Annotated in this window: 25 protein-coding genes and 4 pseudogenes; 14 read left to right on the top strand and 15 right to left on the bottom strand. The window is 68.2% G+C overall.

The window, feature by feature from the left end:
* Positions 1-95 precede the first annotated feature (95 nt).
* Positions 96-728 carry a VOC family protein gene (locus IO33_RS0143245; protein ID WP_031174519.1) on the top strand — a complete coding sequence of 211 codons (633 nt, stop codon included), beginning with the start codon at positions 96-98 and terminating at the stop codon, positions 726-728.
* Positions 729-952: 224 nt separating this feature from the next.
* On the opposite strand, the gene IO33_RS0143240 is transcribed toward IO33_RS0143245, so the two are convergent.
* A complete protein-coding gene (locus IO33_RS0143240; RefSeq protein WP_037687758.1) occupies positions 953-1,621 on the bottom strand; it encodes a TetR/AcrR family transcriptional regulator in 669 nt (222 codons plus the stop codon).
* Between the two features lie 214 nt (positions 1,622-1,835).
* On the opposite strand from IO33_RS0143240, the gene IO33_RS0143235 reads away from it, so the two are divergent.
* The 3 genes from IO33_RS0143235 to IO33_RS0143225 all read left to right on the top strand — a co-directional run bounded on the left by IO33_RS0143235 (position 1,836) and on the right by IO33_RS0143225 (position 5,085).
* On the top strand, positions 1,836-2,420 hold the full coding sequence (locus IO33_RS0143235) for a cysteine hydrolase family protein (RefSeq protein WP_031174517.1): 585 nt from the start codon (positions 1,836-1,838) through the stop codon (positions 2,418-2,420).
* A 227-nt stretch (positions 2,421-2,647) separates the two neighbouring features.
* A complete protein-coding gene (locus IO33_RS0143230; protein WP_245236090.1) occupies positions 2,648-3,757 on the top strand; it encodes a hypothetical protein in 1,110 nt (369 codons plus the stop codon).
* Between the two features lie 104 nt (positions 3,758-3,861).
* Positions 3,862-5,085 (top strand): CynX/NimT family MFS transporter, encoded by a 1,224-nt coding sequence (locus tag IO33_RS0143225; RefSeq protein WP_037687757.1) that lies wholly within the window; start codon positions 3,862-3,864, stop codon positions 5,083-5,085.
* Positions 5,086-5,136: 51 nt separating this feature from the next.
* Here IO33_RS0143225 and IO33_RS0143220 read toward each other — a convergent pair whose 3' ends face one another.
* Complete coding sequence (locus IO33_RS0143220; protein ID WP_031174539.1) at positions 5,137-5,670, bottom strand: MarR family winged helix-turn-helix transcriptional regulator; 534 nt, start codon at positions 5,668-5,670, stop codon at positions 5,137-5,139.
* On the opposite strand from IO33_RS0143220, the gene IO33_RS0143215 reads away from it, so the two are divergent.
* The 4 genes and pseudogenes from IO33_RS0143215 (at position 5,620) to IO33_RS45600 (ending at position 9,985) form a co-directional block, all read left to right on the top strand.
* Positions 5,620-6,555, top strand: coding sequence for an alkene reductase (locus IO33_RS0143215; protein WP_245236096.1), 936 nt, complete (start codon positions 5,620-5,622; stop codon positions 6,553-6,555). The genes IO33_RS0143220 and IO33_RS0143215 overlap by 51 nt on opposite strands.
* An 88-nt stretch (positions 6,556-6,643) precedes the next feature.
* Positions 6,644-6,799, top strand: a pseudogene (locus tag IO33_RS49010) (NADP-dependent oxidoreductase); the annotation flags it as partial.
* A gap of 351 nt (positions 6,800-7,150) precedes the next feature.
* On the top strand, positions 7,151-7,840 hold the full coding sequence (locus IO33_RS0143205) for a hypothetical protein (protein WP_031174512.1): 690 nt from the start codon (positions 7,151-7,153) through the stop codon (positions 7,838-7,840).
* Between the two features lie 861 nt (positions 7,841-8,701).
* Positions 8,702-9,985 (top strand): annotated as a pseudogene (locus IO33_RS45600) (IS256 family transposase).
* 290 nt (positions 9,986-10,275) lie between these two features.
* Here IO33_RS45600 and IO33_RS54415 read toward each other — a convergent pair.
* Positions 10,276-10,614 carry a hypothetical protein gene (locus IO33_RS54415; protein WP_425348014.1) on the bottom strand — a complete coding sequence of 113 codons (339 nt, stop codon included), beginning with the start codon at positions 10,612-10,614 and terminating at the stop codon, positions 10,276-10,278.
* 352 nt (positions 10,615-10,966) lie between these two features.
* Here IO33_RS54415 and IO33_RS0143185 point away from each other — a divergent pair, with 352 nt between their 5' ends.
* Entirely contained in the window at positions 10,967-11,407 is a 441-nt protein-coding gene (locus tag IO33_RS0143185; RefSeq protein WP_031174510.1) for a DUF6262 family protein, read from the top strand.
* Between the two features lie 7 nt (positions 11,408-11,414).
* Here the strand turns inward: IO33_RS0143185 and IO33_RS0143180 are convergent, their stop codons facing one another.
* Positions 11,415-12,497, bottom strand: coding sequence for a protein kinase family protein (locus IO33_RS0143180; protein WP_031174509.1), 1,083 nt, complete (start codon positions 12,495-12,497; stop codon positions 11,415-11,417).
* A 197-nt stretch (positions 12,498-12,694) separates the two neighbouring features.
* Here IO33_RS0143180 and IO33_RS53960 point away from each other — a divergent pair.
* Positions 12,695-12,934 (top strand): annotated as a pseudogene (locus IO33_RS53960) (hypothetical protein); the annotation flags it as partial.
* 117 nt (positions 12,935-13,051) lie between these two features.
* Here the strand turns inward: IO33_RS53960 and IO33_RS51010 are convergent.
* The 4 genes from IO33_RS51010 to IO33_RS0143160 form a co-directional block, all read right to left on the bottom strand.
* A complete protein-coding gene (locus IO33_RS51010) occupies positions 13,052-13,555 on the bottom strand; it encodes a hypothetical protein (RefSeq protein WP_157858104.1) in 504 nt (167 codons plus the stop codon).
* A 27-nt stretch (positions 13,556-13,582) separates the two neighbouring features.
* A complete protein-coding gene (locus tag IO33_RS0143170) occupies positions 13,583-13,960 on the bottom strand; it encodes a hypothetical protein (RefSeq protein WP_031174507.1) in 378 nt (125 codons plus the stop codon).
* Positions 13,961-14,072: 112 nt separating this feature from the next.
* Positions 14,073-14,738 carry a recombinase family protein gene (locus IO33_RS0143165; RefSeq protein ID WP_037687753.1) on the bottom strand — a complete coding sequence of 222 codons (666 nt, stop codon included), beginning with the start codon at positions 14,736-14,738 and terminating at the stop codon, positions 14,073-14,075.
* 579 nt (positions 14,739-15,317) lie between these two features.
* On the bottom strand, positions 15,318-15,962 hold the full coding sequence (locus IO33_RS0143160; RefSeq protein ID WP_031174505.1) for a dihydrofolate reductase family protein: 645 nt from the start codon (positions 15,960-15,962) through the stop codon (positions 15,318-15,320).
* 221 nt (positions 15,963-16,183) lie between these two features.
* On the opposite strand from IO33_RS0143160, the gene IO33_RS0143155 reads away from it, so the two are divergent.
* Positions 16,184-17,365, top strand: coding sequence for a serine hydrolase domain-containing protein (locus IO33_RS0143155; RefSeq protein WP_031174504.1), 1,182 nt, complete (start codon positions 16,184-16,186; stop codon positions 17,363-17,365).
* A 605-nt stretch (positions 17,366-17,970) separates the two neighbouring features.
* Here the strand turns inward: IO33_RS0143155 and IO33_RS51995 are convergent.
* The 3 genes and pseudogenes from IO33_RS51995 to IO33_RS51005 all read right to left on the bottom strand — a co-directional run.
* Positions 17,971-18,099, bottom strand: a pseudogene (locus IO33_RS51995) (IS3 family transposase); the annotation flags it as partial.
* A gap of 320 nt (positions 18,100-18,419) precedes the next feature.
* Positions 18,420-18,623: a hypothetical protein gene (locus IO33_RS50160; protein ID WP_245236089.1), complete on the bottom strand. Its 204-nt coding sequence runs from the start codon at positions 18,621-18,623 to the stop codon at positions 18,420-18,422.
* Positions 18,624-18,698: 75 nt separating this feature from the next.
* Positions 18,699-18,953 carry a hypothetical protein gene (locus IO33_RS51005; RefSeq protein ID WP_209439036.1) on the bottom strand — a complete coding sequence of 85 codons (255 nt, stop codon included), beginning with the start codon at positions 18,951-18,953 and terminating at the stop codon, positions 18,699-18,701.
* 78 nt (positions 18,954-19,031) lie between these two features.
* Here IO33_RS51005 and IO33_RS0143135 point away from each other — a divergent pair, with 78 nt between their 5' ends.
* Positions 19,032-19,760, top strand: a complete 729-nt coding sequence (locus IO33_RS0143135; RefSeq protein ID WP_425348013.1) for a quinone oxidoreductase family protein — start codon at positions 19,032-19,034, stop codon at positions 19,758-19,760.
* 277 nt (positions 19,761-20,037) lie between these two features.
* On the opposite strand, the gene IO33_RS0143130 is transcribed toward IO33_RS0143135, so the two are convergent.
* Entirely contained in the window at positions 20,038-21,378 is a 1,341-nt protein-coding gene (locus IO33_RS0143130) for a hypothetical protein (RefSeq protein WP_031174501.1), read from the bottom strand.
* Between the two features lie 595 nt (positions 21,379-21,973).
* Positions 21,974-22,468, bottom strand: a complete 495-nt coding sequence (locus tag IO33_RS0143120) for a hypothetical protein (RefSeq protein WP_031174499.1) — start codon at positions 22,466-22,468, stop codon at positions 21,974-21,976.
* Between the two features lie 880 nt (positions 22,469-23,348).
* On the opposite strand from IO33_RS0143120, the gene IO33_RS0143110 reads away from it, so the two are divergent.
* Positions 23,349-24,617: an MFS transporter gene (locus IO33_RS0143110; RefSeq protein ID WP_031174498.1), complete on the top strand. Its 1,269-nt coding sequence runs from the start codon at positions 23,349-23,351 to the stop codon at positions 24,615-24,617.
* A gap of 144 nt (positions 24,618-24,761) precedes the next feature.
* Here the strand turns inward: IO33_RS0143110 and IO33_RS53955 are convergent, their stop codons facing one another.
* Positions 24,762-25,148: a hypothetical protein gene (locus IO33_RS53955; protein WP_209439031.1), complete on the bottom strand. Its 387-nt coding sequence runs from the start codon at positions 25,146-25,148 to the stop codon at positions 24,762-24,764.
* 280 nt (positions 25,149-25,428) lie between these two features.
* Between IO33_RS53955 and IO33_RS0143105 the strand changes: the two genes are divergently transcribed.
* The gene (locus tag IO33_RS0143105; protein WP_031174497.1) at positions 25,429-26,547 is read left to right on the top strand and encodes a DUF6215 domain-containing protein; all 1,119 of its coding nucleotides are present in this window, start codon (positions 25,429-25,431) and stop codon (positions 26,545-26,547) included.
* 139 nt (positions 26,548-26,686) lie between these two features.
* On the opposite strand, the gene IO33_RS51990 is transcribed toward IO33_RS0143105, so the two are convergent.
* Positions 26,687-26,921 (bottom strand): zinc-binding dehydrogenase (locus IO33_RS51990; protein WP_037687763.1); only part of this gene is annotated, 235 nt, incomplete at its 5' end.

Genomic DNA, 26,921 nt, shown 5'->3' with positions numbered 1-26,921 from the left:
CGGCCGTGCAGCAGGGATGCGCGGTCCGGCTGTCGGCCAGAACCGGTCAGTTTTCGAGAAGCGTCGGCCACCCGGCCGCCCCTACCGTCGAAGGCATGAACTCCATCGATGCCATCGTCCTGGAGGTGGCCGACCTCACGGCCGCCACCCGCTTCTACTCCACCGTCCTCGGACCGGACTCCCCGCACGTGCGCCTGCGCCCGTCCGGGGACCCTACGACCGGCTTCCGCGGCTTCACGCTGTCGCTGGTGGTGTCCCAGCCGGGCAACGTCGACGCCCTCATCGATGCCGCCGTCGACGCGGGTGCCACCCCCCTCAAGGCCGCCTCGAAGTCGCTGTGGGGGTACGGAGGGGTCGTCCAGGCCCCGGACGGCACCATTGTGAAGATCGCGACGTCGGCCAAGAAGGACACCGGCCCGGTCACCCGGGAATTCGACGAGTTCGTGCTCCTGCTGGGTGTCGAGGACGTGAAGGCCAGCAAGCGGTTCTACGCCGATCGGGGCCTGAGCGTGGGTAAGAGCTTCGGCGGCAAGTACGTCGAGTTCGCCACGGACTCGGGCCACGTCAAGCTCGCTCTGTACAAGCGCCGCGCTCTGGCGAAGGACGTGGGCGTTTCCGCCGAGGGCACCGGATCGCACCGGCTCGTGCTCTCCGGCGCTGCCGGCCCCTGCAGCGATCCGGACGATTTCGTCTGGGAGGCCGCCGTCCCGCTGACCGCTGCGGCTTGAGCCGAGGCCGGTGCCCGCCGCTCGGGACGGGTGGCACACTCGACCGTCACGCTGCCGTTCGCCGCGGCAAGGACATCGTTTGTCCGCATCCACGAGCAGGCGATCCCGGCGCCCGGGACAGCTCGCTGGGTGGTCTCCTCCTGTGGCCGCACTCGCTGCCCTGGCCGCACCGCGACGACGACCACGGTCAAGTCACCCGGTGTCAAGAACCCGCCGCCGGTCGGCTATGACCGGAGTGCGCGGGCCACGCTGTCGATGACGGCGCTGTCCATGGGCGCCGTTCCGGTGAGGGTGCCGGCCAGCGCGCGGGCCAGGACCGTCGCGGCGCTGATCCGGGTGTCTTCCTGCTCGTCGCCGGTGACCTTTCCGATCACGGCGTCGCGCACGGACGTGGAGATGTCCAGCCCCCCGAACTGTTCGGGGAAGGACAGCATCATCAGGCACACCCCCACGTTGGCGGCCAGGATCGACTGGCCTGCCAGTTCGGGGGGCATGCGCAGTCGTCCGGCATCGCCACAGCGCTGCAGCGCCGCCAGGAGCAACGCTTGCGCTTCCTTGATCGCCTGCGGTTTGGGCTCCCCCGTCGGTGTGAACATCAGCCGGTACAGGTGCGGGTTGGCCAGGGCGAACGTGACATGGCTGTCCCAGGCCGTACGCAGGTCCGCCACCGGGTCAGCGGTGCGCGGATTGCGCCTCTTGTGGGCCAGGAAGCGTTCGAAGCCGATGTCGGCCACCGCGACGAGCAGCCCTTGCTTGTCCCCGAACTGGCGGTAGATCTCAGGGCCGCCGACCTTGGCCCGTTCGCAGATGGCACGGGTCGAGATCGCCAGCGCGTCCTTGCCGGCGAGGAGTTCCGTGGTCGCTTCCAGGATGCGCTCGCGTGCCGTGGTCATGCGTTCATGCTAACAGCTGAGGCAATCACCGCTTACAGCATCTGAGCTGGGAATATCACGCCGGAGGTCTGGGGAAACACCGAACCTTGATAGCTTCGCTTACGAACTGTGTTAGCGTCGTCAACGTCTGGGGGCAGCACCCGCCGGTCCGCCGGGGCGTGCACTCCTCACTGCATGGCGCGACAACCAGTCCGAATCTCTAAGGTGGTTCCCCATGGGTACGACGACCCTGCGCGAGCTGAACGGCTTCGACGAGACGCCCGCTTCACTGGCCGACGCCACGGTGATCCTGATCGACTACCAGAACACCTACACCGGCGGCGTCATGGAGCTGGACGGCTACGCCGAGGCCATCGCCGAGGGCAAGAAGCTCCTCGCCGCCGCCCGCGAGGCGGGCGCCCCGGTCATCCACGTCCAGGAGGCGGGCTACGACACCAACTCCGAGGGCGGCCGGATCCACCCGGACGTCGCCCCGATCGAGGGTGAGGCGGTTGTCGTCAAGAGCGTCCCCAACGCCTACCACAACACCGACCTCGGCGAGCTCGTCGAGAAGACCGGCCGCAAGGACGTCATCCTCGCCGGGTTCATGACCAACATGTGCGTACTGTTCACCGCCCAGGGCGCATTCCTGCGGGGCGACCGTCCGACCGTCGTCGCCAGCGCCTGCGCGACGCGCTCCCTTCCCACGGCGAAGGCGGCCGGCACCACGCTGAGCGCCCAGCAGATCCACGACGGCGCCCTGGCGACGATCACGGAACTCTACGGCGTGGTGGCACCCTCCGTTTCTGACCTGAAGTAAGGCGCCGGCCTTACGGCCGCGCCGCTCAAGGGCGCTCGGGCTCCGGCCCGGGCGCCCTTTTTCGCGCCTAATTCCGAAACGCTCCGTTCCGGTTTATTTGTTCGCACAGCACGTATGTGAGAGCACTGTGCCATCTTCCGTTGTTTTCTTGCCAGTTGGGGCAGTAGCGTCCTTTGCGTTGGGCGCGATTCACAAGAAAAGGCACCCTTCCGGGGGAAAGGCACACAGTGACATCTCGAAGATCCTTCGTCGGCGGCGCGACCGCCGTCGGGGCGACAGCACTCCTGACCAATCTCTCCTCATCCCCGGCTTCCGCCGCACCGGTCGCGGGTGCGGTTTCCGTCACCGACGCGCGGGCGAAGATCCTCGCCGTCAACGCGGGTATGCGTACGCGGTACAAAGCCCTCAAGGACGAACTGCAAAAGCACCTCGCGCCGGTCATCGTCGTCGCCAACGGCCCTGAGGGCGGTACCTACTGGCTCGTGGAAAACGGCCAGGTCATCGAGCAGGTCTACCCGGTCGACCAGATCTTCCAGCTCGCCAAGTCCATCGCCCACGTCCCGCTGGGCACGTTCTCCGTCATCGCCCCCTACCTCAACAAGCGCGTCCCGGACTGGCACCAGAAAGCCGGGGACATGGACGCCCACGACCTCGAGATGGTGTCCTTCAACGGCCCCGGCTCCGAGGACTGGGTGGAACCCCTGCGCCAGTGGGGCGACGTACTCGCCGCGGGCCGCGCCGTGCTGGAGGACGCCGACCTGCCGGACAAGCTCGTCAAATCGAACGCGCACATCCTCGACGGCGCCTCGGAGTTCATAGCGGAGGCGGTGCGGACGCGGTCGTTCTCGATGAAGAAGTTCGAGGACTTCACCGGCGCCGTGTACGGCGACATCCGCACCAACATGTACTTCGCCGCCAAAGCCCAGATCGACGGTGTCACCGCCCTTCTCACCCGCTGGAAGAACCAGCTGGGCGCCGCGAAGTGGCATGACCTGTACACGTTGGTGTACTCGATGTGGACGACGTCGGTCCTGAACCAGAACACCATCATCATCCGTCACTTCATGGACGCCGACCGCGTCGGCACCCACCTGATCGACATCGTCTGCGACCAGCTTCCCGTCACCGACCCGATCGGTGTCGGGCTGGAGAACCTCGCCCGGATCGTCCAGGACAACATCGCGGCGGAGATGGTCTTCTCCGCCGACCAGAAGGTGGCCAACGCGCTCAAGGGCCGCGAAGACCTGCTGTCGCAGGAACTCCTCGGCCTTCTCGGGGACGACGCGTCCACATTCGGTACGCCTGGAGTGGCACTGACCTGCCCGGTCCAGCACTGACCCGCACCACATCGACCACTGATACCCACGGCTGACGCCACGAGCGGCTCTCCTTCGCACACCAGGGGGAGCCGCTTCACCTTTTCCACGGGGGAATTCACTTCATGCACACCACGCGTACCCGCCCGCTTCAGGCGCGGTACCTCATCGGACTCATGCTGCTCGCGGTGAATCTGCGGGCCGCGATCACCTGCGTGGGGCCCGTTCTCGAACCGCTGCGCAGCAGTTACCACCTCTCGTCGGCCGCCACCAGCGTGCTGACCGCGTTGCCCATCGTCTGCCTCGGCGTCTTCGCCGCCGTCGCCCCACCGCTCGGCGCACGTTTCGGGTCGGAGAAGACCATCACCGCCGCGCTGCTCCTCGTCTTCCTCGGTGTCCTGGTTCGCTCCGTCGCCGCCCCGGCCGCGCTGTTCGCCGGGACGATCCTGACCGGTGCCGGAATCGCCACCGGAAACGTCCTCGTCCCCGCTGTCGTCAAACAGCGCTTTCCCGGCCGGATCGGGTCTCTGACCGGACTGGTGATGATGCTGATGGCCGTCTCCGGCGCCGTGGCCGCCGCCGCTGCTCTCCCCCTGGACCACGCCGGCGGGCTGAGCGCCGTCCTTGCCGTCTGGGCCGTCCCCGCCGCCCTCGCCACCGCCGTCTGGGGATCTCTCGCTCGCACGAACACGCGACGACCCCCGCCGTCCCCCGCGGCAGCGGTACGTGCCCAGGGGGCCCGGCTGTCGCGTTCACCGCTGGCGTGGGCGGTGGCGGCGTTCCTCGGGATCGTGTCGCTGCTGTTCTACACGCTCACGGCATGGCTGCCCGAGATCATGCAGGGCCAAGGGTTTTCAGCGGCGGAATCCGGGACGATGCTCTCCGTCCTGCTGACTCTCGGTATCCCCTTCGGGCTCGCCGTTCCCGCGACCGCCGCCCGTCTGTCCGATCAACGGGGCCTCGTCGCCGCCGTGGTGGGCGCGAAAGTCGCCGGCCTGGCCGGGATCTTCCTCGTCCCCCAGGCCGGCTGGCTGTGGATGGTCATCCTCGGTTTCGCCACCGGCGGCGCCTTCCCCCTCGCCATGACGCTGATCTCCCTGCGCACCCCGGACCCCATCACCGCTGCGCGGCTGTCCGGCATGGCCCAGACCTGTGGATATCTCCTCGCGGCCACCGGCCCCCTCGGTGTCGGCCTGCTCCATACCCTCACCGGCGGATGGAACATCCCGCTTCTTCTCCTGCTGCTCCTCGTCGTGCCCGAGACAGTGGCCGGACTCGCCGCCGCCCGCCCCGGTTTCGTGGTTCCCCGCAGCAAGGTCTCCGACGCTCCGGTCCGCGAGCCTGCCTGACAGCCTGGATCGGCAACGGGAGGCACCCCCATTCCTTCCGCCGCTGAGGTGCTAGCGATCCGCGTCCGCCCCCGACGTCTCGGCGGCGGCCTGGACGAGGTTCTGCTCCAGGCGTTCCAGAGTGAGCAGGGTCGCGGTGCGCTCCTCGTCCGAGAGACCCGCCGTCGAGATGTCCTCGAGCTGGCTCCAGACGCGCTCGACCTCGCGGCGCAGGGCATGGCTGGCAACCGTGGGTTCGATGAGTGAGGCGCGTCGGTCGGTGGGCGAGGGGCGGCGGCGGACGAAGCCGGACTGCTCCAGCCGCCGGACGGTCCTCGTCATGGTGGCGGCGTCGGAATCCATCAGCCGCACCAGGTCTGCCTGGCGCTGGGGACCGAGCTCCCACAGGTGCATCATGACCAGCTCCTGGCCCGGATGCAGACCGATCCGGCGCAGCAGCTGCCCCGCGAACATGCGGTGCAGGCGGGCCAGGCGGAAGATCGCGTGACTGACCGGACCCCCGCTTGCCGCACCCGGCACCGGGACCGTGGCCGTCTGCTCCGCCTCCACGAGACCCTGCTCGGCCTCGGGTCCGGGCTGTGTCATCTCGGCCAGGGCTACCCCGACACCCCTGGTCTGCACACGCACGGGCAGGTGCGGGCGTGGCGGACGGTGACGGACGCCGTGCACCGCGAGGGCGGCGTGATCTTCGCCCAACTGATGCACACCGGCCGTGTCGGCCACCCGAGCCTGCTGCCCGACGGTCTCGTTCCGGTGGCGCCGTCCGCGGTGGCCGCCAAGGGCCAGGTCTACACCCACGAGGGGCCGAAGGACTTCGTGACGCCGAGGGAGCTGAGCGATTTGGAGATCCGGGAGACGATCGCCGAATTCGCCACCGCGGCCCGCAACGCGGTCGAGGCCGGGTTCGACGGCGTGGAGATCCATGGCGCCAACGGCTATCTGATCCACCAGTTCCTCGCGCCCGACACCAACCGGCGCACCGACGCCTGGGGGGCCGGTACCGAGGGCCGGATCCGGTTCGCCGTCGAGGTCGTCACGGCCGTGGCCGAGGCGATCGGCAGCCACCGGGTCGGTCTGCGGATCTCGCCCGGAAACCCGTACAACGACATGTCCGAGGACGACCCGGGCGAGGTCTACACCACGCTGCTGGACCGACTCTCCGGTCTAGAGCTCGCCTACCTGCACCTGCTGGAGGGTCCGGACCGCGACCTGACCGCGTCGCTGCGCAGCGCTTGGCCGGGCACGTTCGTCCTCAACCCGTTCACCTACCCGGACGCCACCGGCCCGGACGCCCTGAAGCTGATCGAGGACGGCAGCGTGGACATGGTGTCCTACGGCGCGCTGTTCCTGGCCAACCCCGACCTGCCGCGCCGCCTCGCCGCCGGCGGTCCCTTCAACACCCCGGACCCGGCCACCTTCTACGGCGGCGACCACCGCGGCTACACCGACTACCCCACCCTCACCGCCTGAGCGGCGAGGCCGCCGAGGCAGCCGCACAGTAAGTCGGAGAAACGCGCGGCGGCTTTCCTCGTCACCCACTTCTACCTTGGAGTCCCCCATGTCCAAAGCGATCACGTTCGCCGAGTACGGCACGCCCGAAGTGCTGCGACTGTCCGAGGTCGCCCCGCCGGAGCCGGGTCCGGGCCAGGTCCGGATCCGGGTGCGGGCCGCCTCCGTGAACCCCCTTGACATGAAGATGCGGTCCGGCCTGATGGCCGGTCTCATGGCGCGCCAGGCGGCTGCCAGGAAGGCCGAGTCCGACAAAGCCACGTCGGAGAAGTCGGCCACCAGACAACCGGCGCGCGTCGTACGGGTGGGGAGCAGTGTGCGGACTGTCCCTGGCGGCCTACCGTCTCTCGGGAAGCGCCGCTGACCCATCGCATGGCCAACCTGGCCGCACGGTCCGGCGGTTACGTTGCTGTCGTCTCGACCGGCCTGGGGAGAGGGGCGCGGCATGCGCTGCTGTCCGGGCCTGTGGGCCTCGCACGCGGTGCGTAGCAGGGGTGTTGTGTCGGTGGGGGCGCGTAGCGTTGGCCGTCACACCGAACTCGCAGCAGGAATCGTCATGCCACTCATCGGGGAGCAGTCCGCTTCCGTCGCCGTGCCGGTCGCGCGGCAGCGTCGGCCGCGGCGGTCGACGGTCCGTCACGGCCAGGCGTCGTGCGCTGACTACGGCTGCGCCCGCGCTGAGTGCCGCCAGGCAGCCTTGCGTGCCCGCCGCCGGCGCGACGAGGACCGCGCGCGCGGGCTGTCCGCCCGTGTGCCGCCGCATGCCGCCGCTCGGTGGGCGGTCCGGCTGCGCGAGTGGGGCATGTCCGCGCAGGACATCGCCGACCGGGCCGGCCTGTCCGTGACCCTGGTCCGCCGTGTCCTGCGGACCCCGGCGCACGACGCCACGGCCCCGGACATCGCCCGTACTTCCGCGGACGCCATCCTCGGCATCCCGCTCCCCCACCGCCGCACCCCCGGCGCCCCCGGCCTGACGGACTCCGCGGAAGCATCCTGGCTGCTGGCCGACCTGGCCCGGGCCGGATGGCCCGCCACCACACTCGCCCACCGCTTGGACGTCAACCCACGCACCGTCGCCGAGGTCCGCGACAAGCGCCCCCGCCTCCGCCTCGACCTGGCCCTGCGGATACGCCGTCTGCACCGCGACCTGATCAACCTCAACCCGGCCGGCTACGGCATTCACCCCACCGACATCGCCCGTACCCGCGCCGCAGCCGCCCGCCGCATGGCGGCGACAGCCACCTGAACCCGGTAGCTCCCCACACCATTTGTAGCGCCGGAGCGATCCACGCAGGTCGCTGACCTGCTTGTTTTTGTGAACTGCCTTCGACCATCGCACGCCTCAAGCAAGGTGCGTAGCCGAAGGCGGTGAGGATTTCCAGGGTCACCTCGTTACTGTCGACGATCGCGTTTTTGGCTCTGGCTCAACTTCTGTGAGTGGCCACTGTGTCTGATGTCCTGAGTCTTCATGCGGTCGCGCTCCTGGGCCGCTCCTAGGTTTCCTGGTCTGTCATCTGACGCAGGTTTGCCCGGATGTGGGCCAGGGCTTCCGAGGCTGGCAGGTGCGTCAGGCCCTCCGTGAGGGGCAGATGGGAGGGGCAGAACCACACGCAGTGTTCGGGGTGACCGTCCCAGTCAGCCGGATACGTCTTTGTGGGCCGGAAGCTCACGAGAGTGAAGTCCTCGTATGCAAAGCCTGAATGCTTCCAGGAGACGCGGCATATGGGGCAGAACGGCGGCTTCATCGGGCGCTCTCACTCTCTGACGGGTAGACACCTGATTGTCACTCACGCCATTCGACTACAAAAGCTGGGCCCAGACGACGTTCACTGCGGATCACCCTGCCCATCAGTGGCGACCGCGGACAACCAGAGCATGATTTGGCCGAGCATATGAGCCCCTCCACATCGTTAGCCCTAGCGTAGCGGTGGCCGCCGGCCAGAGGAGACGAGGACTCACGGAGAACCGGGGCGCACGGTGGCATAGGCCCAGCTCTGGCCGCAGGTAATCGGCAGGTCCGCCCGTGATCCTCCAACCTCGCCCGGAAAGGGGTCTGTACGGTCTTCGGTGTAACTCCCGATCATGGAAGTAGCACCTGATGAGCGACGTGACTGTCTCTGCCGAGGCGGTTGAAGAGGTCCGGCTGGCGGAGTTGCCGACGGTCGCGCTGGACGATCAGTTGATCGGGCAGTTGGTTGACCGGGCCCGCGCGAGCGGCCTCCAACTGACCGGCGAGGGCGGGCTGCTGCAGCAGCTGACCAAACGCGTGCTGGAGTCCGCCCTCGAAGGCGAAATCACCGACCACCTTGGCTACGAGAAGCACGACCCGCCGGTGCCGGCAGCGGCAACAGCCGCAACGGGGCCCGGTCCAAGACCGTGCTGACCGAGGTGGGTCCGGCGGAGATCACGGTGCCGCGTGACCGCGACGGCAGCTTTGAACCGCATGTCGTAAAGAAGCGCCAGCGGCGGCTGACCGGCATCGACGAGATGGTCCTGTCGCTGTCCGCGCGGTCTGACGCGCGGTGACATCTCCGCCCACCTGGTCGAGGTCTACGGCGCGAGCGTGTCCAAGCAGACCATCTCGACCATCACCGACAAGGTCATGGATGGGATGGCTGAGTGGCAGAACCGGCCGCTGGACCCCGTCTACTCAGTGATCTTCATCGACGACGTGCACGTGAAGGTGCGCGACGGGCAGGTGGCGAACCGGCCGATCTACGTCGCCCTGGCGGTCACGGTGGACGGCCCGCGGGACATCCTCGGCCTGTGGGCCGGCGACGGCGGCGAAGGCGCCAAATACTGGCTCCAGGTGCTGACCGAGATCAAGAACCGCGGAGTCGAGGATGTATGCATGGTCGTCTGTGACGGGCTCAAGGGCCTGCCCGACTCCATCTCGGCGGTCTGGCCCCAGGCAGTCACGCAGACCTGCGCGGTTCACCTGATCCGGGCGTCGTTCCGCTACGCGGGCCGCCAGGACTGGGACAAGATCTCCCGCGCACTCAAGCCTGTCTACACGGCTCCGACAGCGAGCGCGGCGGAAGACCGGCTCCTGGAATTCCAGGAGGAGTGGGGCGCCAAGTATCCGGCGATCGTGCGACTTTGGGAGAACGCCTGAGCCGAGTTCGTGCCCTTCCTCCAGTTCGACACCGAGATCCGCCGTGTCGTCGGCACCACCAACGCCATCGAGTCGGTCAACGCTCGCATACGAAAAGCCGTCCGAGCCCGCGGGCACTTTCCGAACGAGGCCGCAGCCCTCAAATGCGTCTACATGGCCGTCATGAGCCTGGACCCCACTGGCCAGGGACGCAAACGCTGGACCATGCGCTGGAAGCCCGCCCTGCAGGCCTTCGACATCGCCTTCGACGGCCGACTCTCCGTCGGCCGCCGCTAACTCACACCACCCGAGTTACACCATTGGCTGGACAGGCCCCAGCCCTGTGGGCGCGGTTGGCGGCTGCGCGACCGGGTCGGTGCAGACCGGCACCGATCCGGTGAAGACGAAGACCGTCGGCGGCCCGGCACCGTATTGGCAGACGTACACCTACGACCTGCTCGGTGACCGCACCGGCATGGTCGACCACGACCCCAGCGGCAACGCGGCGGCCGACACCACCCAATCCACGGCCTTCCCGGGAGCGGACGGCACCGCCTCCGCCACGCACCCGAACCAGGCTGGCGCGACTACCACCAGCAATCCCGGCACTGGGTCAGCCCCCCAGACGCCCACGAGTAGACCTTCGGAATGCCGACATCGGCGAGGACTTTGCCCTCACCACCCCAGTCCACCTGGGCTTGAGCCCCAGGGACCACCTCGAACCGGCGGTGCAGACCGGCCAGTTCACCCGGGCTGATCCCGAGTTCCTCGGCGATCCGGGGCCTGGCCTCCTGCAAATAGAGCTTCACCCGCTGGTAGTTGATCGTGACCCCGTACTCGTGGACCAGGCGCTCGTGGATCACCGCCCCCTTGAGCAGGATCTCCGCCCTGAGCATCGCGTCGATCAGCGGGGCAACCTCGTCCACCACCCGCCGCCGCGGCCGCCCGTTCGGCTCCCGCTGCGGCGGCGCAGCCGACACACCCGACAGGTACTTCGCGACCGTGCGGCGGTTCAGCCGGTCTCCTTCGCGATCTCCCGCAGGCTCATCGCGCCGGACTCATACAAACCGCGAAACCGCCGAAGCTCCAGCCAGCGATGCGGATCCAAGACCACCGTCAGCCGCCCCTTTGCCACCCCAAACCGACAGCAGCAGACTCGCAGCCCTTGCCCCTCACCGCATCAAGAACGGTGCACTCTCATCCGTACGAGGTGGTGCACGTTCACTTGTACGCGGACAACTGATGCCATCACCCGCAGCCAGGGCGGGAGCTGACGGCATGCGCGGCAACCCCGACAACCTCCGCCAGGCCGCAGCCCGCAAGAGCGCCGCCGCCCAGGCCCGCGCTGAGAAGGGGCTGCGCGAGATGATCCGCCGCGGACAGCCCATCACCTTCCGCGGCCTCGCCCAGACCGCCGGTGTCTCGCTCGACTTCCTCTACCGGTGCACCGAGATCCGCCGACGAGTCGACCAGCTGCGGACCCAGCAGCGAAGCCACCCGCCACAGCCGGCCACGCAGCCGCCCGACGACTCGCCCAGCAGCGTCGTGCGCACCCTCACCGCCCAGCTCGCCGAGCTCAAGCGGCGGCACCTCGACGAGGTCCAGGCCCTGAGGCAGGCCCGGGAAGCCGCCCAGAGCGAGAACCTCGAACTGCGGCGCCTCCTCGGCCCCGGCACACAACCCACCCCGAGACGTCCTGACGGCGATCTTCTGCCGTAGTCCGGCCTCAGTGGGGCGCCGCGACCGCAGGGGTGCGCCAAGCCCGCTCGATCTCGGCGGTCGGAAATGGCGTCCGCTTGCTCTCGGTGAGCAGACGGCGGGCGAACCCGCCGAAGATCACGGCAGCTCGGGAATGCCGGTCGATGATCGCGGCGATCTCGCGTGGAACGCCATCGGGCCGGTGGCCGGCGATCCACTCGCGCAGGAACGCCTCGGGTTCCATATCGCCGCGCAGGCCATCGGGCAGGTGGTGGCGGAGCAGATGACTCGCAGTATGGCAGCGGTCATACGAAAGATGGCCGGAGAGGAACTCTGCCTCGGCCGCCGACAGTTCGAAGCCGGAGCTCAGGGCGAGTCCGAAGTCCGCGAAGTAGAGCAGCTGGCCGTCGGTCAGGACATTGGCGAAGTGGGCGTCGAAGTGGACGAGTCCGTGCGAGCTCATGAAGGCAGTCCCTCGCGAAAGGGCCTCCTCCACCCATGGGTACGGCGAGCCCTCGCTGACCTCCGACGCGGCGGTCCGGTGGTCGTGCAGCCAGTCGGCGAGTGTCTGCGGGACGTGTTCCAGGAAGAGCACCAGGCTGGACGAAGACCGGCCGATGGCCTCCAGACGCTCGCGCACGGCCGATGAGCCCTCCCAGTGCGCGACCGCACCGACGATGCCCCCGAACTCGTCGGCGAACCCTTCGGGAGGGGAGTCGGGCAGGATGCGCCAGTGGTACATCAGCGGAAAGCCCTCGTACTCATTCCCGAGGACCCAGTTGGTGGTCATAACGTGCACGGCCAGCTCTCGCCAGGCCCCGAACCCCGCTGAGCCCACCCCGTACTGGTAGAACATCGGCAGTCCGAAGAGGTTCGCCGTCGACCGCGCGTTCTGCGGCCGCAACTCGATGTCCGTCAGGGGGACCCGCTTGACGAACAGCCGCGTGCCATCGATGTCCAGCTCCGCAGACCTGCCGCCGATGCCGGACCCGCGCGGGGCTGCGGCGGCCACCACCTCGCCGAGCCGACGGTCGCTCAGCAGGGACAGGTGCGTGGCCACGGTCCCATACGTGGCGAGCCGCGCGGCATACCGCGGGTCCGGGTGGTGCATCGACGACTCCTCGGTGCCCAGAGCCAGGGCTTCGACGTTCTCGCGGACGTGGTCGACCCTATCCGCCGGGGCTGTCGAAGGAGCAGGTGCTCGAAGTCGCCCGGCGCGAGACCTCCTGACATCGATCTCTTACGGACACGACCGCAAACGTTCTACCTGCGTGAACACCCACTGTTCACCCGATTGCCCCGGATACGCTCTGGACCACCCGCTACCTGGACACCTCCGTCGAGCAGCTGCGGGCGCTGCCCGCCGACCAGCGCGAACACGACGCCCTGGGCGAGGACGTGGCCCGGCTATCCCCGCTGCGTCACGCGAACCTCAACGTACTGGGCCGCTACAGCTTCCGGCCCGCGATCCCGGCTGGCGGCAGCCTGCGCCCGCTGCGCGACCCGGCCACGGCCAGACTGGACGGCGGGGACGAGAACGAGAACTGACCGGGCCGGTTCCTGGGCCCGCCCCGCGCATGCCGCGGGGTGAGGCCAGCCCGGCACTGGGACGGCCGGTGAAGCGTTGAGCCTGACCAGGGCCGGTAACTCCTCTGCCGCTTGCCATCAGGAATCGTCGCAGTTTTCCTGGATGAAATCCCGCTGTGAACCCGCAATGAATCCGCGAGAATCGTGAATGTTGAATACATTCGTCACGCCGCCCCGCACTTGCATCTCACGCTGCGCTTGCTCGCGCCGCAGTCGCATTTCGTGCTGCGCTTGCTGTTTTTGCCTAAGGTACTCTCGATGGAGCTGTTTCCCGGCAGCGGTGAGTCGAACGGCCGGAAACGGGATCATCCCCCATTTTCCGGATCGCACCGTAGTCATGCTGGCGAGATTCTTTGCCACCAAAGGCTCAACGCTCGCCGAAATGGCATCAGGGATATCATCCAAATACGCGGGATTCCCCTCGGGAGGAACTGGGAGAGGGGGCCGCTTAGCTTCAAGTTGACATTGAAAGCAGTCATCCTCAATGGGGTGCGTTGGATTGTTCCGGAGAGGGAGCTGCATCCTCTCGTAGAGGAACTCAAGAAGTTCCAGTTCATCGTCGGTCAGCATGCTGGGATCCACGTGACACCTCCTCGCTTGTGTGACTTCTCAGCTGCCCAGCACTGAACCCATGCCCTGGTCGAAGGCCGACAGAAGCATCTGCTGGACCATGGAGTCAGAAGGAGCCGATACGAGCAACCCCTTGATCCTCCGGCCGATCGCACGAATCTTGCTCTCATCCGGGCTTGTGCTGGTGGCCTCATCTTCAAGGATATCGGCGTCCTGAATCAGTTCATCTCGTTGACTCTCCGACAGCCCCAGCAAGTCCCCGTTCCGCCTGATAAGTTCAGCGAGCTTTGCCACATCCTCCGGTTTGAATCCAGCGTTGTGGACGTTGTTCTGAATGAAGTTCTGTTGAGAACCAGCGATGAAGTCCTGCGAGCCTGTGATGTTCCACGTCGTACTGGGTTCGTTCTTGTCTTCCATGGGTTCCTCTTTTCATTGGTGATTTCGGTCGATGGGTGCGGGTAGTCCCGTCGGCGCTTTGAGACGCGCCATCAGAGAGGGGTCGGGATGAGCGCTACTACCCGAAGCCCTTTCACGTGCGGGGTTCTTCCAACTTCCCTGGGGCGCTGGAGACCCGGAGTTGTTTGAGATCGGGGACGTGGTTGTACAGGGTGCCGACGGAAGCACCAAGGATCCTGGCGATCGACTCCACGCTGTTTGCCGGGTTGGGCAGCATGTCGCGGGCCTTGCGGATCAGGTCCTCTTTGACCACGGGGGGCCGGCCGCCAACGCGGCCACGGGCCCGCGCGGCGGCGAGGCCCTCGTTCGTACCCTGGACAATCAGCTCCCTGATGAACTCAGCGAGCGCCGCGAAGACATGGAAGATCAGTCTGCCGCCGGGGGTGAGAGTGTCGAGCCTCTCATGCAGCGAGGTGAAGCCGATCCCGCGCTCGCGCAGCTCGGCAACCATGTTCACCAGGTCCTGAAGCGAGCGGCCGTAGCGATCCAGGCTCGGGACGACAAGGGTGTCACCGGGCTGGAGGAAGGCGTGGCACGCCTTCAACTCCGGACGCAGTGCGTTCTTGCCGGACTTCTTGTCCGCGAAAAGGCGGCGGCACTTCGCCTCGGTGAGGACGGCCATCTGCCGGTCGAGTCGCTGCGATCCGGTGCTGACCCGGGCGTACCCGATCCGGATCTCGCTCGGGTGGAACGGGAAGGCACCGAGGAGGTTATCGGCGGGCCCGAGCGTGTCAGTCATCGCGGTCATGGACGCCAGTGTGCCCTCAAGTAACCAACGTTTTCTGAGGATCGGCCGAAGAGCCCTCGAAGCGGGTTCAAGCCTGTGACCTTCAGAGCTTCACGGCGGTGAGTCTTCAGCGGAAACTGGCGCGCTGTCACTCGCCGAGGGCATTGCTCGCTGTTCTCGCACTCACAGCGGGCCTTGCAGAGTGCTGGGATCACGAGGCGCCGTCGAGCGGCCGGCAGCGGGTGAGGAGCGCACCGTGGACGGCCTCGGTGTCCTGCGCCTGGCCCACGGTGCATGGCAGGCCTCGGCGATCGAACGTCGTCGGCGCTGAGATTGATGGCGGGTGGCTTCGTTCACTTCAAGCAGCAGCGTTCGTCCATCGGTTTGAGCGTCGACGGGCGGTCTGCGGGGCCGTGAATGTTCGCGAGAAATAACGTCACTTCGTGGGACGGCCCGCAGCCCGTGAGGGCGGCGGGCCGTCGAGGCGGGCCTGCAGGTGTCAGAGGGCGCTTGATCAGGGCGAATCCGCCGAACGGCTGGTCGTTGAGTGCCTGACCAGCCTTTTCAGCCGGCCCCGAGTGGGCCCTTGCGTCACCTTCGCCAGAACAGGTGGTGCGTCACGCCGCTCGGGCTGGGCACGACCTCCAGGTGGAAGCGGTCGAGCAGCTCATCGGGGGACTCCCAAAGTCGTAGCCCGGACCCGAACTTTACCGGCGAGACCGCCACATGCATGGTGTCGACGAGATCCGCGGCGAGGAACTGCCGGATGGTGGTGACCCCGCCGCCGAGCCGGACATCCTTGCCCTGTGCCGCTTCCCGCGCCCGTTCGAGGACCGTGACCGCATCGCCGTCGACGAAGTGGAACGTGGTGTCGGAGAGCGTGAACGACGGACGCGTGTGGTGGGTCATGACGAACACCGGAGTGCGGAACGGGGGCTCCTCCCCCCACCAGCCGCGCCACTCATCGTCCTGCCAGGGCCCGCGCTGAGGCCCGAACTTGTTGCGGCCCATGATCTCGGCACCGATGTTGCGTGCGAAGTCTCGCGTGAAGTAGTCGTCGAGGCCCCGGCTCCCGCCGGGATCCGTGCGCATGGGCCAGCTCGCCGTGGCTCCGGCCCACGCAAACAGCCTCTCGGGATGGTCGTGGCCGAACGGCCGCTCGAGACTCTGGTGCTCACCTGCACCGATCCCCTCACTCGAGACGTTGAAATTCATCACTCTCAGCAGTTGATCCACGTGTTTCCTCGTCAGGTCCTGTCGCGTCACTGTGTGGCGAGGCGCCGCACATCATGACGTCGAATTGGACGCGGCCGGATCGACAGCGGCCCGCAACTTTTTTCAATGCGCGGCAGAGTCTGTCTTCTGAACCCCCAAGGCACGCGCTGGGGGGATATCCCCACTCCGATCATGGGGTTCGCCGGATCGCACTCCGTGGGGGCCGAAACTAGCGTTCAGTCATGAGTTCGATTCTGCGAAAGCACCTCGCCATGGCACTTGGTGTCGCTACGCTGCTCACCGCCTGCGCGGCCACCACCGGCGCCAAGCCCGCCGGGCCCTCCCCCGTGGAGCGGTTGCGCCAGGACGCCGAGGTGATCCACGCCCTCGGTGTCAGCGGTGTGCAAGTCCGCGTGATCGCACCTGACGGTCGGCAGTCGGTCGCCACCAGCGGCACCGCCGACCTGGACACTGGCCGCCCGGTCCCTTCCAACGGCTATTTCCGCATGGCCAGCACGTCCAAGACGCTGGTCGCCACGGTGGTCCTCCAACTGGAGGCCGAGGGCAGGCTGTCCCTTCACGACACGGTCGACCACTGGCTGCCGGGAGTGGTGCAGAGTAAGGGCAACGACGGCAGCCGGGTCACGATCCGCCAGCTGCTCCAGCACACCAGCGGCATCCCCGACGGCCTGCCCGGATACACAACGCCCAAGGAGTACTACCAGCAGCGCCACGACGTCTACGGCCCCGAGCAGCTGGTTGCCCGCGCCGTGGCCCACGCGCCGGACTTCCCGCCCGGCAAGGGCTGGGCGTACTCCAACACCGGCTACGTCCTGCTCGACATGATCATCCAGAAGGCCACCGGTCACCCCGCCCACCAAGAGATCGAAAACCGCATCCTGCGACCGCTCGGCCTCGACCAGACCCGGTGGAATGGCACCTCGCCCACCCTGCCCCAGCCGCACGCCCAGGCATACCAGCTCTTCGGCCCCGGTTCCCAGGTGGACGTCACCGACCAGATACCGGTGGACCACGAGAACCTTTCGTGGATCACGACCACTCGGGACGAGAACGTCTTCCTCCGCGCGCTGCTCGCGGGCCACCTGCTACCGACGCGGCAGCTGGCCGAGATGAAGCAGACGGTTCCCGTGAACGCGGAGGTCCAACAGCTGTGGCCCGGCGGCCGATACGGGCTCGGCCTGGTCGAACGCCCCCTGAGTTGCGGAGGAACCTACTGGGGCCACGAGGGCGGCGACGGCGGCTACATCACCCTCAACGGCGTCACCGACGACGCCAGGCGAAGTGCCGTGGTCTCCATGTCCGAGGCACGCGGCGACACCCCGAAGCACATACTGGACCAAGAGAAAGCGGCCAGCTCCCTGATCGACCACGCACTGTGCGCCGAGGGCCCCAGTACCCCGTGAGCGGAGGCCGTCGTCGCGGTCGCCAATGGGCAGTGAGCTCGGCGCAACCAACGCCTGCTTGTGCCGCAGATCTGCGTTGAGGCTTCCTGGCCGACAGACGCGAACACCCGGTGGACTTGCCGAATACGACAGGCGGAAGGAGAAGAGGTAGCAGGTCACCAGCTCGCCGGCGAGCCGCACGGCCACGTCGCCGAAGTCGGCCTCCGCCTCCACCCCGGGCAGATGGGTCTGCGGGACGAATTGGCCTCCAGCTCCCGCATCATCAGGCCGGCCCGGTGATCCCGACGGATCGCCGCGTACAGCTCGACCTTCGACATCTGCGGCAAGACCAGGACCTTTCACCGGCAACACCCCGATGCTGTCCTGGCAAGCCCCCTACTGCCTTCAAAACTCGGGTTCTGGTCCAACTTCTGTGTGTGCCTACTCCCTGTAACCGTTGATCTCTCCGGAGCGTCTTCCGAGATCGTCTGGAAACGGCCGGTGACGGCGACGTTCGGGGCGATGGTTCTGGGCTGTGCGCGAGGTACTGCTCCGGCTGGAAGAGCTGATCTTCCTGTCGGCTTCGGAGATCAGGGGTCTGGTGCGTGTTCAGGTGACAGGTTCGGTCACGCGGCCTGGAGGGCCGGTGTGGTCATGACGGTCTCGAATTCGACGGGTGTCAGCCGGCCGAGTGCGGCTTGTCGGCGGCGTCGGTGGTAGGTCCGCTCGATCCAGGTCACGATCGCGATCCGCGGTTCCTCGCGACTCGCACAACGTCCTGGCGGAACTCTTCCGGATAGGGCTTGGGCACAGCGACATCCTTCCCACCCGCCCTACAGGGCAAGCCAGTTCAGATGTCACCCGATCGTGCAGCAGACCCGGATGAGGTGGTGAGGCGCCGACTTTGTCGTAGTTGTAGGTGCTGCCGTTGTTGCCGGTGAGGCAGGACCCAGTGGTGGAGGTGTCGGTACAGCTACGGGTCATCCGGCCGGCGTCGTCGTAGGCGTACCGGTCCGCGAGGCCAGTAGTGGTGGCGTCCTTGAAGTAGTCCGCGGTGATGCGGCCGTCGTCGTCCTCAGTGGCGTCCAGCACGGACACGGGCCGTGCGGCGGCTGTCTGTTCGTCGTGCTCGCGCAGCATGCGCATGACGGTTGCGGGGGAGGGGTGGCTGGCCCTTCTTGGCGCCCTTGGTGATGACGAGCCGGGCCGCGATCTCGCGCAGGCTCATCTCCTGCCCTCGCTGGGTGAGCAGCGCGCCGATCACCGCTGTATGGGTCATCGGTTCGCGCCCTTCGCGTCGGCCCGACCGGCCATGCCTATCGGCCCCTTTCCCCATGCGGAGTAGCACCACTGGTCACAGCTCCTCGTCATCGATGGGTTCCGGTTCGCGGATGTATGCGAGGTCGAGGACGTAGCGTTCGGTGACCGGGCTGTTGTTCCAGGCTTCGAGGAGCGCGTCCTCGGGAAGGTCGTCGCTGAGCTGGTCAAGCGTGGTGTCGTAGTAGTCGGCGGCTGCGGCGCGTCCCTCCCACCATGCGTGGCCTCCGTAGACGCCTGGGCGGGGAAGCGTGATCTCGCCCGCAGGTCCACGGTCGAGCTGGCCAATCACCAGCGTGCCGGTCTCGGACTCAAGGGCGACCGCGATGTGTCCCTCGGCGTTCGTGGGCGGGGTGTCGCCCCTGCCGACTTGCCGGTGACCCCGGGCCTGGACGCGGCCGGTGTCGTCGACGCCGTCGGCGAGGGAGCCGACGCGGCCGTGGGCGACGAGGTCGTCGGTACGACCGTCGGCGGCAGCTACAGCGAGTACGCCCTGCTCGACCGGCCGGTGGCCAAGCCCGGAGTCCTGTCGTGGGAGGTCGCGGCCTCGCTGGTCACGGTCGGCCGGACCGCGTTCCGTGTCCTCGGTCAACTGGGTGTGCAGTCGGGTCAGACGCTGCTCGTCCACGGGGCCGCCGGCAGCGTGGGCTTCATCGCGGTGCAGCTGGCGGTCGCGCGGGGCGTCACCGTCATCGGAACCGTCGGCGAGCATGACATCGAGCGCGTTTCCGCACTCGGAGCCACCGCGGTCCGCTACGGCGACGGCTGGCTGGAGCGAGTGAAGGCCGCGGCGCCACAGGGGGTCGACTTCGTCTTCGACGCCGCCGGTGCGGGCGTGCTCGCCGACTCCGTGGCCCTGACCGGTGACAGCGCACGGGTCATCACCATCGCCGACATGTCCGCCGCGCAGCATGGTGTGCGCTTCAGCGCCGGCAGCGCGGACGGGTCCGAGGAATCCCTGCCGGAGCTGGTGCGGCTGGCCGCCGAGGGCAAGCTCATCGTGCCGATCTGGCGCACATATCCCCTGGCGGAAGCGACACGGGCACACACCGACCTGGAGGCCCGCCGCAACCACGGCAAGGCCGTCCTCCTGCCCTGACCCCGCTCCCCCGCCGCCTGGCGTCGCCCCACGACGGGCCGCGCCGGGCGGCACTCCCCTCGGCCTGGGCCGAACCCGCCCACGTCGGCGGAGTCTTCTTCCGACAGGTCCCCGGGGACGAGGGGTGTAGACGATTGACGAAGGGGCGGACATCGTCCACCTCGAAGCCCCCTGCTTCGGTGTCAACTATGTGGTGATCACAGGAGACTCGGTCGTTCCCGTCGCCGAAGACACCCGATCGGGCGGGAACCGGTGCGGACCGGCCGCGCCCTGGCTTTCAGCTCACGACGTTGATGGTGGTGGAGGACGTCGTCCGGTCGCCTACGCGGAAGTTCAGATGCGTGGCCCCCAGCGGGGCGTTGGGGGACGCCTTCGCCGCCACCCAGGCTCGGGACTCCGATCCCTTCCCGAGCAGGCCCAGATCGACGTTCTTGAAGGTGATGCGCTGCCCGTCCGCGGACACGGCCCCTGGAAAGAATCTCCGGCTTCCGCGGGCCCCCTGGACCGTCAGCAGGTAGCCGGGGTTGTCCTCCGCGACGAACCGCAGACCCTTGCCCTGCGGCAAGCTGACCCGGACCGTCTGCGCGGGGACCGTTCCGTCTTCGTCGGCGACCAGCCGCACGCCCGGGTATCCGATGTCACCGGCGCGGGTCAGCCTCACGTCCGGAGGCCCTCCCGGAAACACCGAGAGCGCGGCGCTCCGGGGCGCGGTGTAGCGGTAGTAGACGCTGCCGATCTGGAAGGCGTCCTCGATCACCTTGGGGTTCCAGCAGATGTCGCTGACCCCGCCGTCGGCGTTGGAGGACTGGGGCCAGACCAGGAAGCGGTAGTACCCGGGCTTGTCGCCCAGCCTGCGCAGATCGATGGGGGGCAGGGTCACCTTGTGTTCGACACCGCCGCCCGGGTGGCCTGTGGCCTTCTGCACCTGGGGAGTGGGCGTGTACGCGGACGGTGTGCCGCCCTCATGCACCAGCTGGTAGTAGACGGAGTCGCTGTGGTTGCTGTCGACGTCCGCCGCGCCCTCGCGGAGGTTGACCAGGTCGATGATGAACTTGTCCCCGGGGATACGGCCGTCGTCGCAGACGTAGCCGAAGCCGGCCTGGCTGTTGGGGGTCCCGCCCCAGCCGGTGTCGTAGGGCAGGCGCACGAACGGACGGCCCACCTTTTCGGGGTTGCTCTTGTCCCATGCCCCGCCAAGGACCTCCACCTGCGGGCTGGCCGTGCGGACGGTTCCGTCGTCGAGGGTGATGTCGACCCGGATCTGGTACGTGCGGCTGTACGCGGGGCGCGGGTCGGCGTCGACGTCGAGGTCACCGCGGAGGGTGAAGGTGATGACATCGGCGTCGTCGAGGAACGTGAGGTCGATGACCTCGTACTCCCGGCCGATGCCGCCACGACCGCGCTTGACCTCACCCGCGGCCGTGTCGGCATTGCCGTTGCCGTAGTAGGAGTACTTGATCTGCTTGATCTTCACGCCCACCGGGACGCGGATCCGCCCGTCGTAGCGGAACTCGGAGTCCCACGTCGCGAAGCGGTTCGCGTAGCCGAGGGTTCGGATGCCCGTCAGTTCCGGGTCAGCCGCGTCGCGGTTGTCCCGGCGTGTCGCGGGAGGGGTCATGCTTGGCTCCTTCGTGCCGGGAAGGTTCCGCGAGCCCTGCCCGCGGCGAGGTGTGCATTGCCGCGGCAGTCGAGGCCGCGACCGGGCAGCGCGTTGCGCATCGACATGCCTTATGCATATGCCGATGGAAAGGAATCCATGTCCCAGTGCTTCACATTCACTCGGGCGCGGCAAGCGGTGCACAGCCATCCCGGCGAGTGGCCAACGAGGTCCCGCGAACGTGCCGGGCGCCGCGACGACCGACCCGGCAAAGGCGGCGCGCGGGCCTCCGCAAGAGAACCGCTTCCACGAGCGCGACGTTCACGACCTGACCCGGCTGGACGAACACCTCACGGTCAAGCCTGTCTGCCAGTTCCTGCGCGCTCGCGGCCTGCTCGTTGACGACACAGACCCTCGACAGGCTCCGCCTGGACCGGCTCCTCGACGAAGCCTTCGCCACCGGCGACCCGCCCATGCGTAACGGCCTGCCCTGGAGCGCTCCGGGGCAGGCCGTCACGGTGATCGGTCGGTCAGATGGTGACGCACGGCGGTGAGGTTGGATGAGGTTGGACAAACCCTCGCGGTCAGCCCTTCGGCCCCCCGCTGGCCGTACGGGTCAGCACGACGAGTATTCGCCCCAGTTTGCGCCATTGGCGTAGGCGTGCCAGGAACCGCCGGCCGCAGAACAGCCGTTGGGAATGGTGACGATCGCCTGCCACGTGTCAGGGTTCGCTGAGTGGATGGGCACCCACCCGGAATACACGTCCTGCGGACCGTCGACCGTGTCGCCGCTGGCGCACGCCTGCCCCACGTAGTTCAGCGTCTGCACGCACGGGTACGCCGACCAGGCAGTTCCGCTGTGGCCGAGCCAGTAGCTGTGGGAGTACTGGAAGTGGGCTCGGACATAGCCGCAGCCGTCGTACTGTTGCTCCACCTGGCCCGCGTACACACCGCCGACGTTGATGTTGCCGGGGTTGCCGATGTTGATGGTGGTGCAACTGGTGGGGGCGGCCTGCGCGGCGCCGCCGACACCGATGGCGGCACCGCCACCGAGAGCGAGGGTGGCGGCGGTGAGGGCGATGGCGCGTCGGGTCTTGGGGAGCTTGAGCATGGGTGCTGTCTCCTGCCTTGAGCGGCCTGGCCCCGGTCGGGGCCGGGCCTCGGTTCGACCGTGGACGGAATGATCGTGTCTAGCTTTCGGCGGAGGGTCCCGAAGGGGGGCACGAGCAGCCGGTTCTGGTCGGCCACGCGCGAACCCGCGAGATCATCGCGACGAGCGCGCGCCAGGGAGCCCGTTTCCGGCCTCGATCGCGCTGCCCTGAGGACGCCAGTTGCGGGACATCGCTTTCGTGGCTGCGAGAGAGCCGATCTCTTGTTTCATGGTGAATTCCGCACGCATCGCCCACCCCCTGACCTTCGGTGAGTCCGGCCGTGGTGACGTTATGGACATGGGTCCGTCAGCCGTCCTAGATTCGTCCTAGTGCCAGGTCGGCAAGGGGGATCGGCGCTGATGGTGAAGTGCCGGGGGGCCGTAGCTATGCGAGACGGCGTTCTCGAGGAGCAGGTCGACGGGGCGCTCGTCGCCGAGTTCCAAGCTCCGCCAGGACCACTTCCTCCGCTGGCGATGATGTGTACCCGCAGGTGGGTCATCCGTTGCTGCTCGGCGGAGTCACGGTGATGCTGATCTCCCTGCCGGCGAGCGCTCGGGCAAGAGCGGTCCGAGACGCGGTCACCTGAATCCCCATCAAGGCGCGAACCCGCGTACTTCAAGTCGGCCCGAAGGGAAGGAAAACCGCTCATGCCCCACCGGGACAGCCATGACGTGGTGGTCGGCGCCGGCGTCGCCGGGCTGGCCGCCACCAGGGCTCCGCACGCCGCCGGCCGCGACATGTCTGCCTGAAGGCCCGCGACCGCATCGGTGTCACCCCCGCAAGCCTCCTCCGCCGTGCCCGGATCCCCGTGCACGGCGACACCACCGCCTCGGAAGTGACATGACCAGCACTGCCCCCTCCGGCACGACGACCCACATATCCGACCCGGCACAGGCACAGCGCCGCATCCTGCGCGTCCTCGTCGCCTCCCAGGTCCTCAGCGGCGCTGGGCTCGCCGCCGGCGTCACCGTCGGCGCCCTCCTCGCCCAGGACATGCTCGGTTCGACCAGCCTCGCCGGGCTGCCCAGTGCCCTGTTCACTGCCGGCTCCGCGCTGACCGCGGTCACCGTCGGCCGTATCTCCCAGGCCCGAGGCCGTCGTCCCGGTCTCGCCACGGGATACCTCACCGGCGCCATCGGCTCGGCCGGCGTCATCACCGCCGCCGTCCTGGACAACCCGGTGCTGCTGTTCATCGCCTTGTTCGTCTACGGCGCGGGCACCGCCACCAACCTCCAGGCCCGCTACGCCGGAGCTGATCTCGCTCAGCCCGGTCACCGGGCCCGGGCCATCTCCACCGTCCTCGTCGCCACCACCCTCGGCGGTGTCACGGGCCCCAACCTCGCCGCACCGGCCGGCCGCTTCGCGGAACGCTTCGGCATACCGAACCTCGCCGGACCCTTCATGCTCTCCGGCGCGGCCTATGCGCTGGCCGCGCTGGTCCTCGCCCTCTGGCTGCGTCCCGACCCGCTGCTCGTGGCCCGCGCCGTCGCCCAGGCCGAGGAAGCCGACGCCCCTGCGCACCCGGCCGCAGCCGCCACAGTCGTCGACGCGGGCGAGGGCCGCGGAGGTGTCGTCCTCGGCGCACTGGTCATGGTCCTCACCCAGCTCGTCATGGTCGCGATCATGACCATGACGCCGGTGCACATGCACGACCACGGCCACAGCACCGCCGCGTCCGGCCTCGTCATCGCCTTGCACATCGGTGCCATGTACCTGCCCTCCCCGCTGACCGGCTGGCTCGTCGACCGTTACGGCCGCATGAAGATCGCCGCCGCTTCCGGGAGCGCCCTGCTGGCCGCCGGCGTCCTCGCCGCCGCAGCACCTGGTGACTCCGTCGCCCTCCTCGCGCTCGCGCTGGCCCTCCTGGGGCTGGGCTGGAACCTCGGCCTCGTGTCCGGCACAGCGATCATCACGGACACCGTGCCGCTGGCCACCCGCGCGAGGACCCAGGGCATGGTCGACGTCTCCATCGCGATCGCCGGTGCCACCGGTGGCATGGCCTCCGGCATCATGGTCGCCGCCACCAGCTATCCCGCTCTCGCGCTCGGCGGTGGTGCCCTGTCCGTCGCCCTGCTGCCCGTCATCGCCGCCACCGCCTACCGCAGATGAGCGACCCAGCGGTGGTCGCCACGGCACCGCCCACATCGAAGACAACGGCACCCGTTCCGCGCCGGCCCCGAACCCGGCCGAGGTCATGGGCCCCGGCGCAGCCCGCCGCGGACATGGCGGTCGGCGGCACATGGGAGCGGGTGTTCACAGTGCCGGAGCGGCCACATCGGGGCGGAGGAGGACCGACCCCCCTGCCTTCGTGCCGGCCGCCTCGCCGCCACCCTGTGGCATCTGCACCGTTCCGGGCCCGCCGGGGCCACCCGGGTTGAAGATCAGGGTGCCGATGCGCCTACCGGGGTCGGTCGCCCGCCGTTTGATGACCGTCAGCTCGATGGTTCGACCACCTGGCTTTGTGTAGTCCAGCGGCACTTTTGCGGTCGCGCAGCCGAACGCGCCGCCCTTCACACAGGGCCGCCAGTGCAGTTGCGGGGCGGGCACCGAAGGTGCGGGCATACCACTGCTCGCGGCGAAATCCTGTCCGGTCACCACGTTCGCACAGGTCACCAGCGCGGCCAGTACCCACGGCGCCACGTCGGATGCCCACCGCGGATCCGCGTATGAGGGGCATGGGCGTGTTCCGTCCGTCCTTCTGCTTGGCTGGGCACCCGAGGCCGCCGAAGACGCCGGACCTCGACATGCGTCCGTGTCCACGACACAGCGGTTCGCCGGTACGCGCGAGGCAGCGCAGCCGAACGGGCGAATCGCCCCAGGCCCAGCATGCCGGGGCATCGGCTTCGGCAGGGCACCGCTCGCTACCGGAACTGTGGCTTCCACCACGGCGATTGTGCTCGTGTCCTGGTGAGATCGCCAGATGCTCGGTTTCCTCCTCCGTCTCCTGCCGTTCTGGGTGCGCGAGCCCCTGTTCATCGCGATCGGGTCCGTTCTCGGCGTACGCCTCACGTATCTCGCCGTCCGCGACCACGACCGGGGCGCGGCCGGTTTCGGCGCGGTGTTCCTCGTGTTCACCGCGGTACGCGTCTACGCGGTGGTCCGTGCGCTGCGCGCACGCCGAAACGCCGTTCCGGCGGCCTCCGTAGACCCGGCGCCGGTCAATGCTGCCGTCCAGGCGCAGACCCACACGCAGGCTCAGGCCCAGTCTCAAGCGCGGGCCCAGGCCCAGGTCCAAGCGCAGGCCCCTGCGCAGGCCCAGGTCCAAGCGCAGGCCCCGGCGGAGGTACAGGTCCCGGCGCCGGCCGGAGCCGGGCCGCGCCCCGGCGCGGCCACCGCGGAGAAGGAGCCCAGCGCGTGGGGCCAGGCCATCGCGGCCGTGGCCCTGTTCGGGGCACTCGGGGCCGCACTGTGGCTGGCCCCACACGTGCTGCCTTCCGACGACAGCACACCGCAGCCCGCCTCCTGTTCCGGTGCGGAGCACGAGAAGCTGTCGAAGGCCTACGCGAGGACGCCCCAGGCCGTGACCGGTGACGAGCTGTGCAAGGCGCTCAACCGGCCGGACCTCGCCCGGCTTCTCGGAACGCCTGGAGAGACCGCGACCACGGCTTCCGGCAGCTCCGAAACCGCTCCCCTGACCGACGGAAAGATCGCCCAGCCGGAGGCCGAGGTCACCTTCGACACGTACACGGTGAATGTCTCGGCCACTTACAACAAGCTGTCGACTGCTCAGTACGTGAAGCTGATGAAGATGGGCGGTGAGAGGGACGTCAAGACGCTCACGGTTCTCGGTCGGCCCGCGGTCTTCTCCTCGGACCACACCATGAAGCTCAAGATCGATCTCGGCAGTGGCGCCTCCGGCGGACCGGTCGAAGAAGGTCCCCTGGCCAGGACGCTGTCCGTGGCCCTCGACCGGAAGGACCTGGGCGGCTACTACGACTTCACCGTCTGGAGCACGTCCGGAGCCCTCCCCGACGACAGCGCCCTCCTCGACATCGCTGAGAAGGTCCTGCCGACGATCCCCGAACGAGCTGTTCGATGAGAGGAGGGACCACGCACAGCACATCCTCATGACGGGGAGCTGTTCAACGCGTACCGGGGCGAGGAATCAGCCCTGAGAACGGCATCCTGGCCAACCGCCCCGAAGCCGCCTCGGCCTGATCACACCTCACGCAATCCCTTCAGACCGTGATCGCAAGCTTGCCCTGCACTCCGCCCGCGGCCAGCACCTCGTGTGCCTCGGACAGCTTCTCCAGCGGGAAAACCTCCTGCAAGTGCACTCGTAGCCTCCCCGCCTCGACCAGCTCGGTCAGTGCCTCCAGGCCGGCCGGGTCCGGTTCCACGCCGACCGCCGCGAAGCGCACGCCCAAGCGCTCCGCCAGCTTGGGCAGGGTGGTGCTGGTCCGCTCCACCGCC

It is taken from the genome of Streptomyces durhamensis (assembly GCF_000725475.1).
Classification (GTDB): Bacteria; Actinomycetota; Actinomycetes; order Streptomycetales; family Streptomycetaceae; genus Streptomyces; species Streptomyces filipinensis.
This window is presented reverse-complemented; position numbering and strand designations above follow the sequence as displayed.

Excerpts from the sequence above, each read along its gene's own strand:
- IO33_RS0143170 (WP_031174507.1), bottom strand. The coding sequence starts at position 13,960 with ATGGAAGACAAGAACGAACCCAGTACGACGTGGAACATCACAGGCTCG.
- IO33_RS0143245 (WP_031174519.1), top strand. The coding sequence starts at position 96 with ATGAACTCCATCGATGCCATCGTCCTGGAGGTGGCCGACCTCACGGCC.
- IO33_RS0143120 (WP_031174499.1), bottom strand. The coding sequence starts at position 22,468 with ATGCTCAAGCTCCCCAAGACCCGACGCGCCATCGCCCTCACCGCCGCC.
- IO33_RS0143105 (WP_031174497.1), top strand. The coding sequence starts at position 25,429 with ATGCTCGGTTTCCTCCTCCGTCTCCTGCCGTTCTGGGTGCGCGAGCCC.
- IO33_RS0143205 (WP_031174512.1), top strand. The coding sequence starts at position 7,151 with ATGCCACTCATCGGGGAGCAGTCCGCTTCCGTCGCCGTGCCGGTCGCG.
- IO33_RS50160 (WP_245236089.1), bottom strand. The coding sequence starts at position 18,623 with ATGACCCATACAGCGGTGATCGGCGCGCTGCTCACCCAGCGAGGGCAG.
- IO33_RS0143130 (WP_031174501.1), bottom strand. The coding sequence starts at position 21,378 with ATGACCCCTCCCGCGACACGCCGGGACAACCGCGACGCGGCTGACCCG.
- IO33_RS0143155 (WP_031174504.1), top strand. The coding sequence starts at position 16,184 with ATGAGTTCGATTCTGCGAAAGCACCTCGCCATGGCACTTGGTGTCGCT.
- IO33_RS0143185 (WP_031174510.1), top strand. The coding sequence starts at position 10,967 with ATGCGCGGCAACCCCGACAACCTCCGCCAGGCCGCAGCCCGCAAGAGC.
- IO33_RS0143110 (WP_031174498.1), top strand. The coding sequence starts at position 23,349 with ATGACCAGCACTGCCCCCTCCGGCACGACGACCCACATATCCGACCCG.
- IO33_RS0143165 (WP_037687753.1), bottom strand. The coding sequence starts at position 14,738 with ATGACTGACACGCTCGGGCCCGCCGATAACCTCCTCGGTGCCTTCCCG.
- IO33_RS0143225 (WP_037687757.1), top strand. The coding sequence starts at position 3,862 with ATGCACACCACGCGTACCCGCCCGCTTCAGGCGCGGTACCTCATCGGA.
- IO33_RS0143240 (WP_037687758.1), bottom strand. The coding sequence starts at position 1,621 with ATGACCACGGCACGCGAGCGCATCCTGGAAGCGACCACGGAACTCCTC.
- IO33_RS0143235 (WP_031174517.1), top strand. The coding sequence starts at position 1,836 with ATGGGTACGACGACCCTGCGCGAGCTGAACGGCTTCGACGAGACGCCC.
- IO33_RS0143180 (WP_031174509.1), bottom strand. The coding sequence starts at position 12,497 with ATGCACCACCCGGACCCGCGGTATGCCGCGCGGCTCGCCACGTATGGG.
- IO33_RS0143220 (WP_031174539.1), bottom strand. The coding sequence starts at position 5,670 with ATGACACAGCCCGGACCCGAGGCCGAGCAGGGTCTCGTGGAGGCGGAG.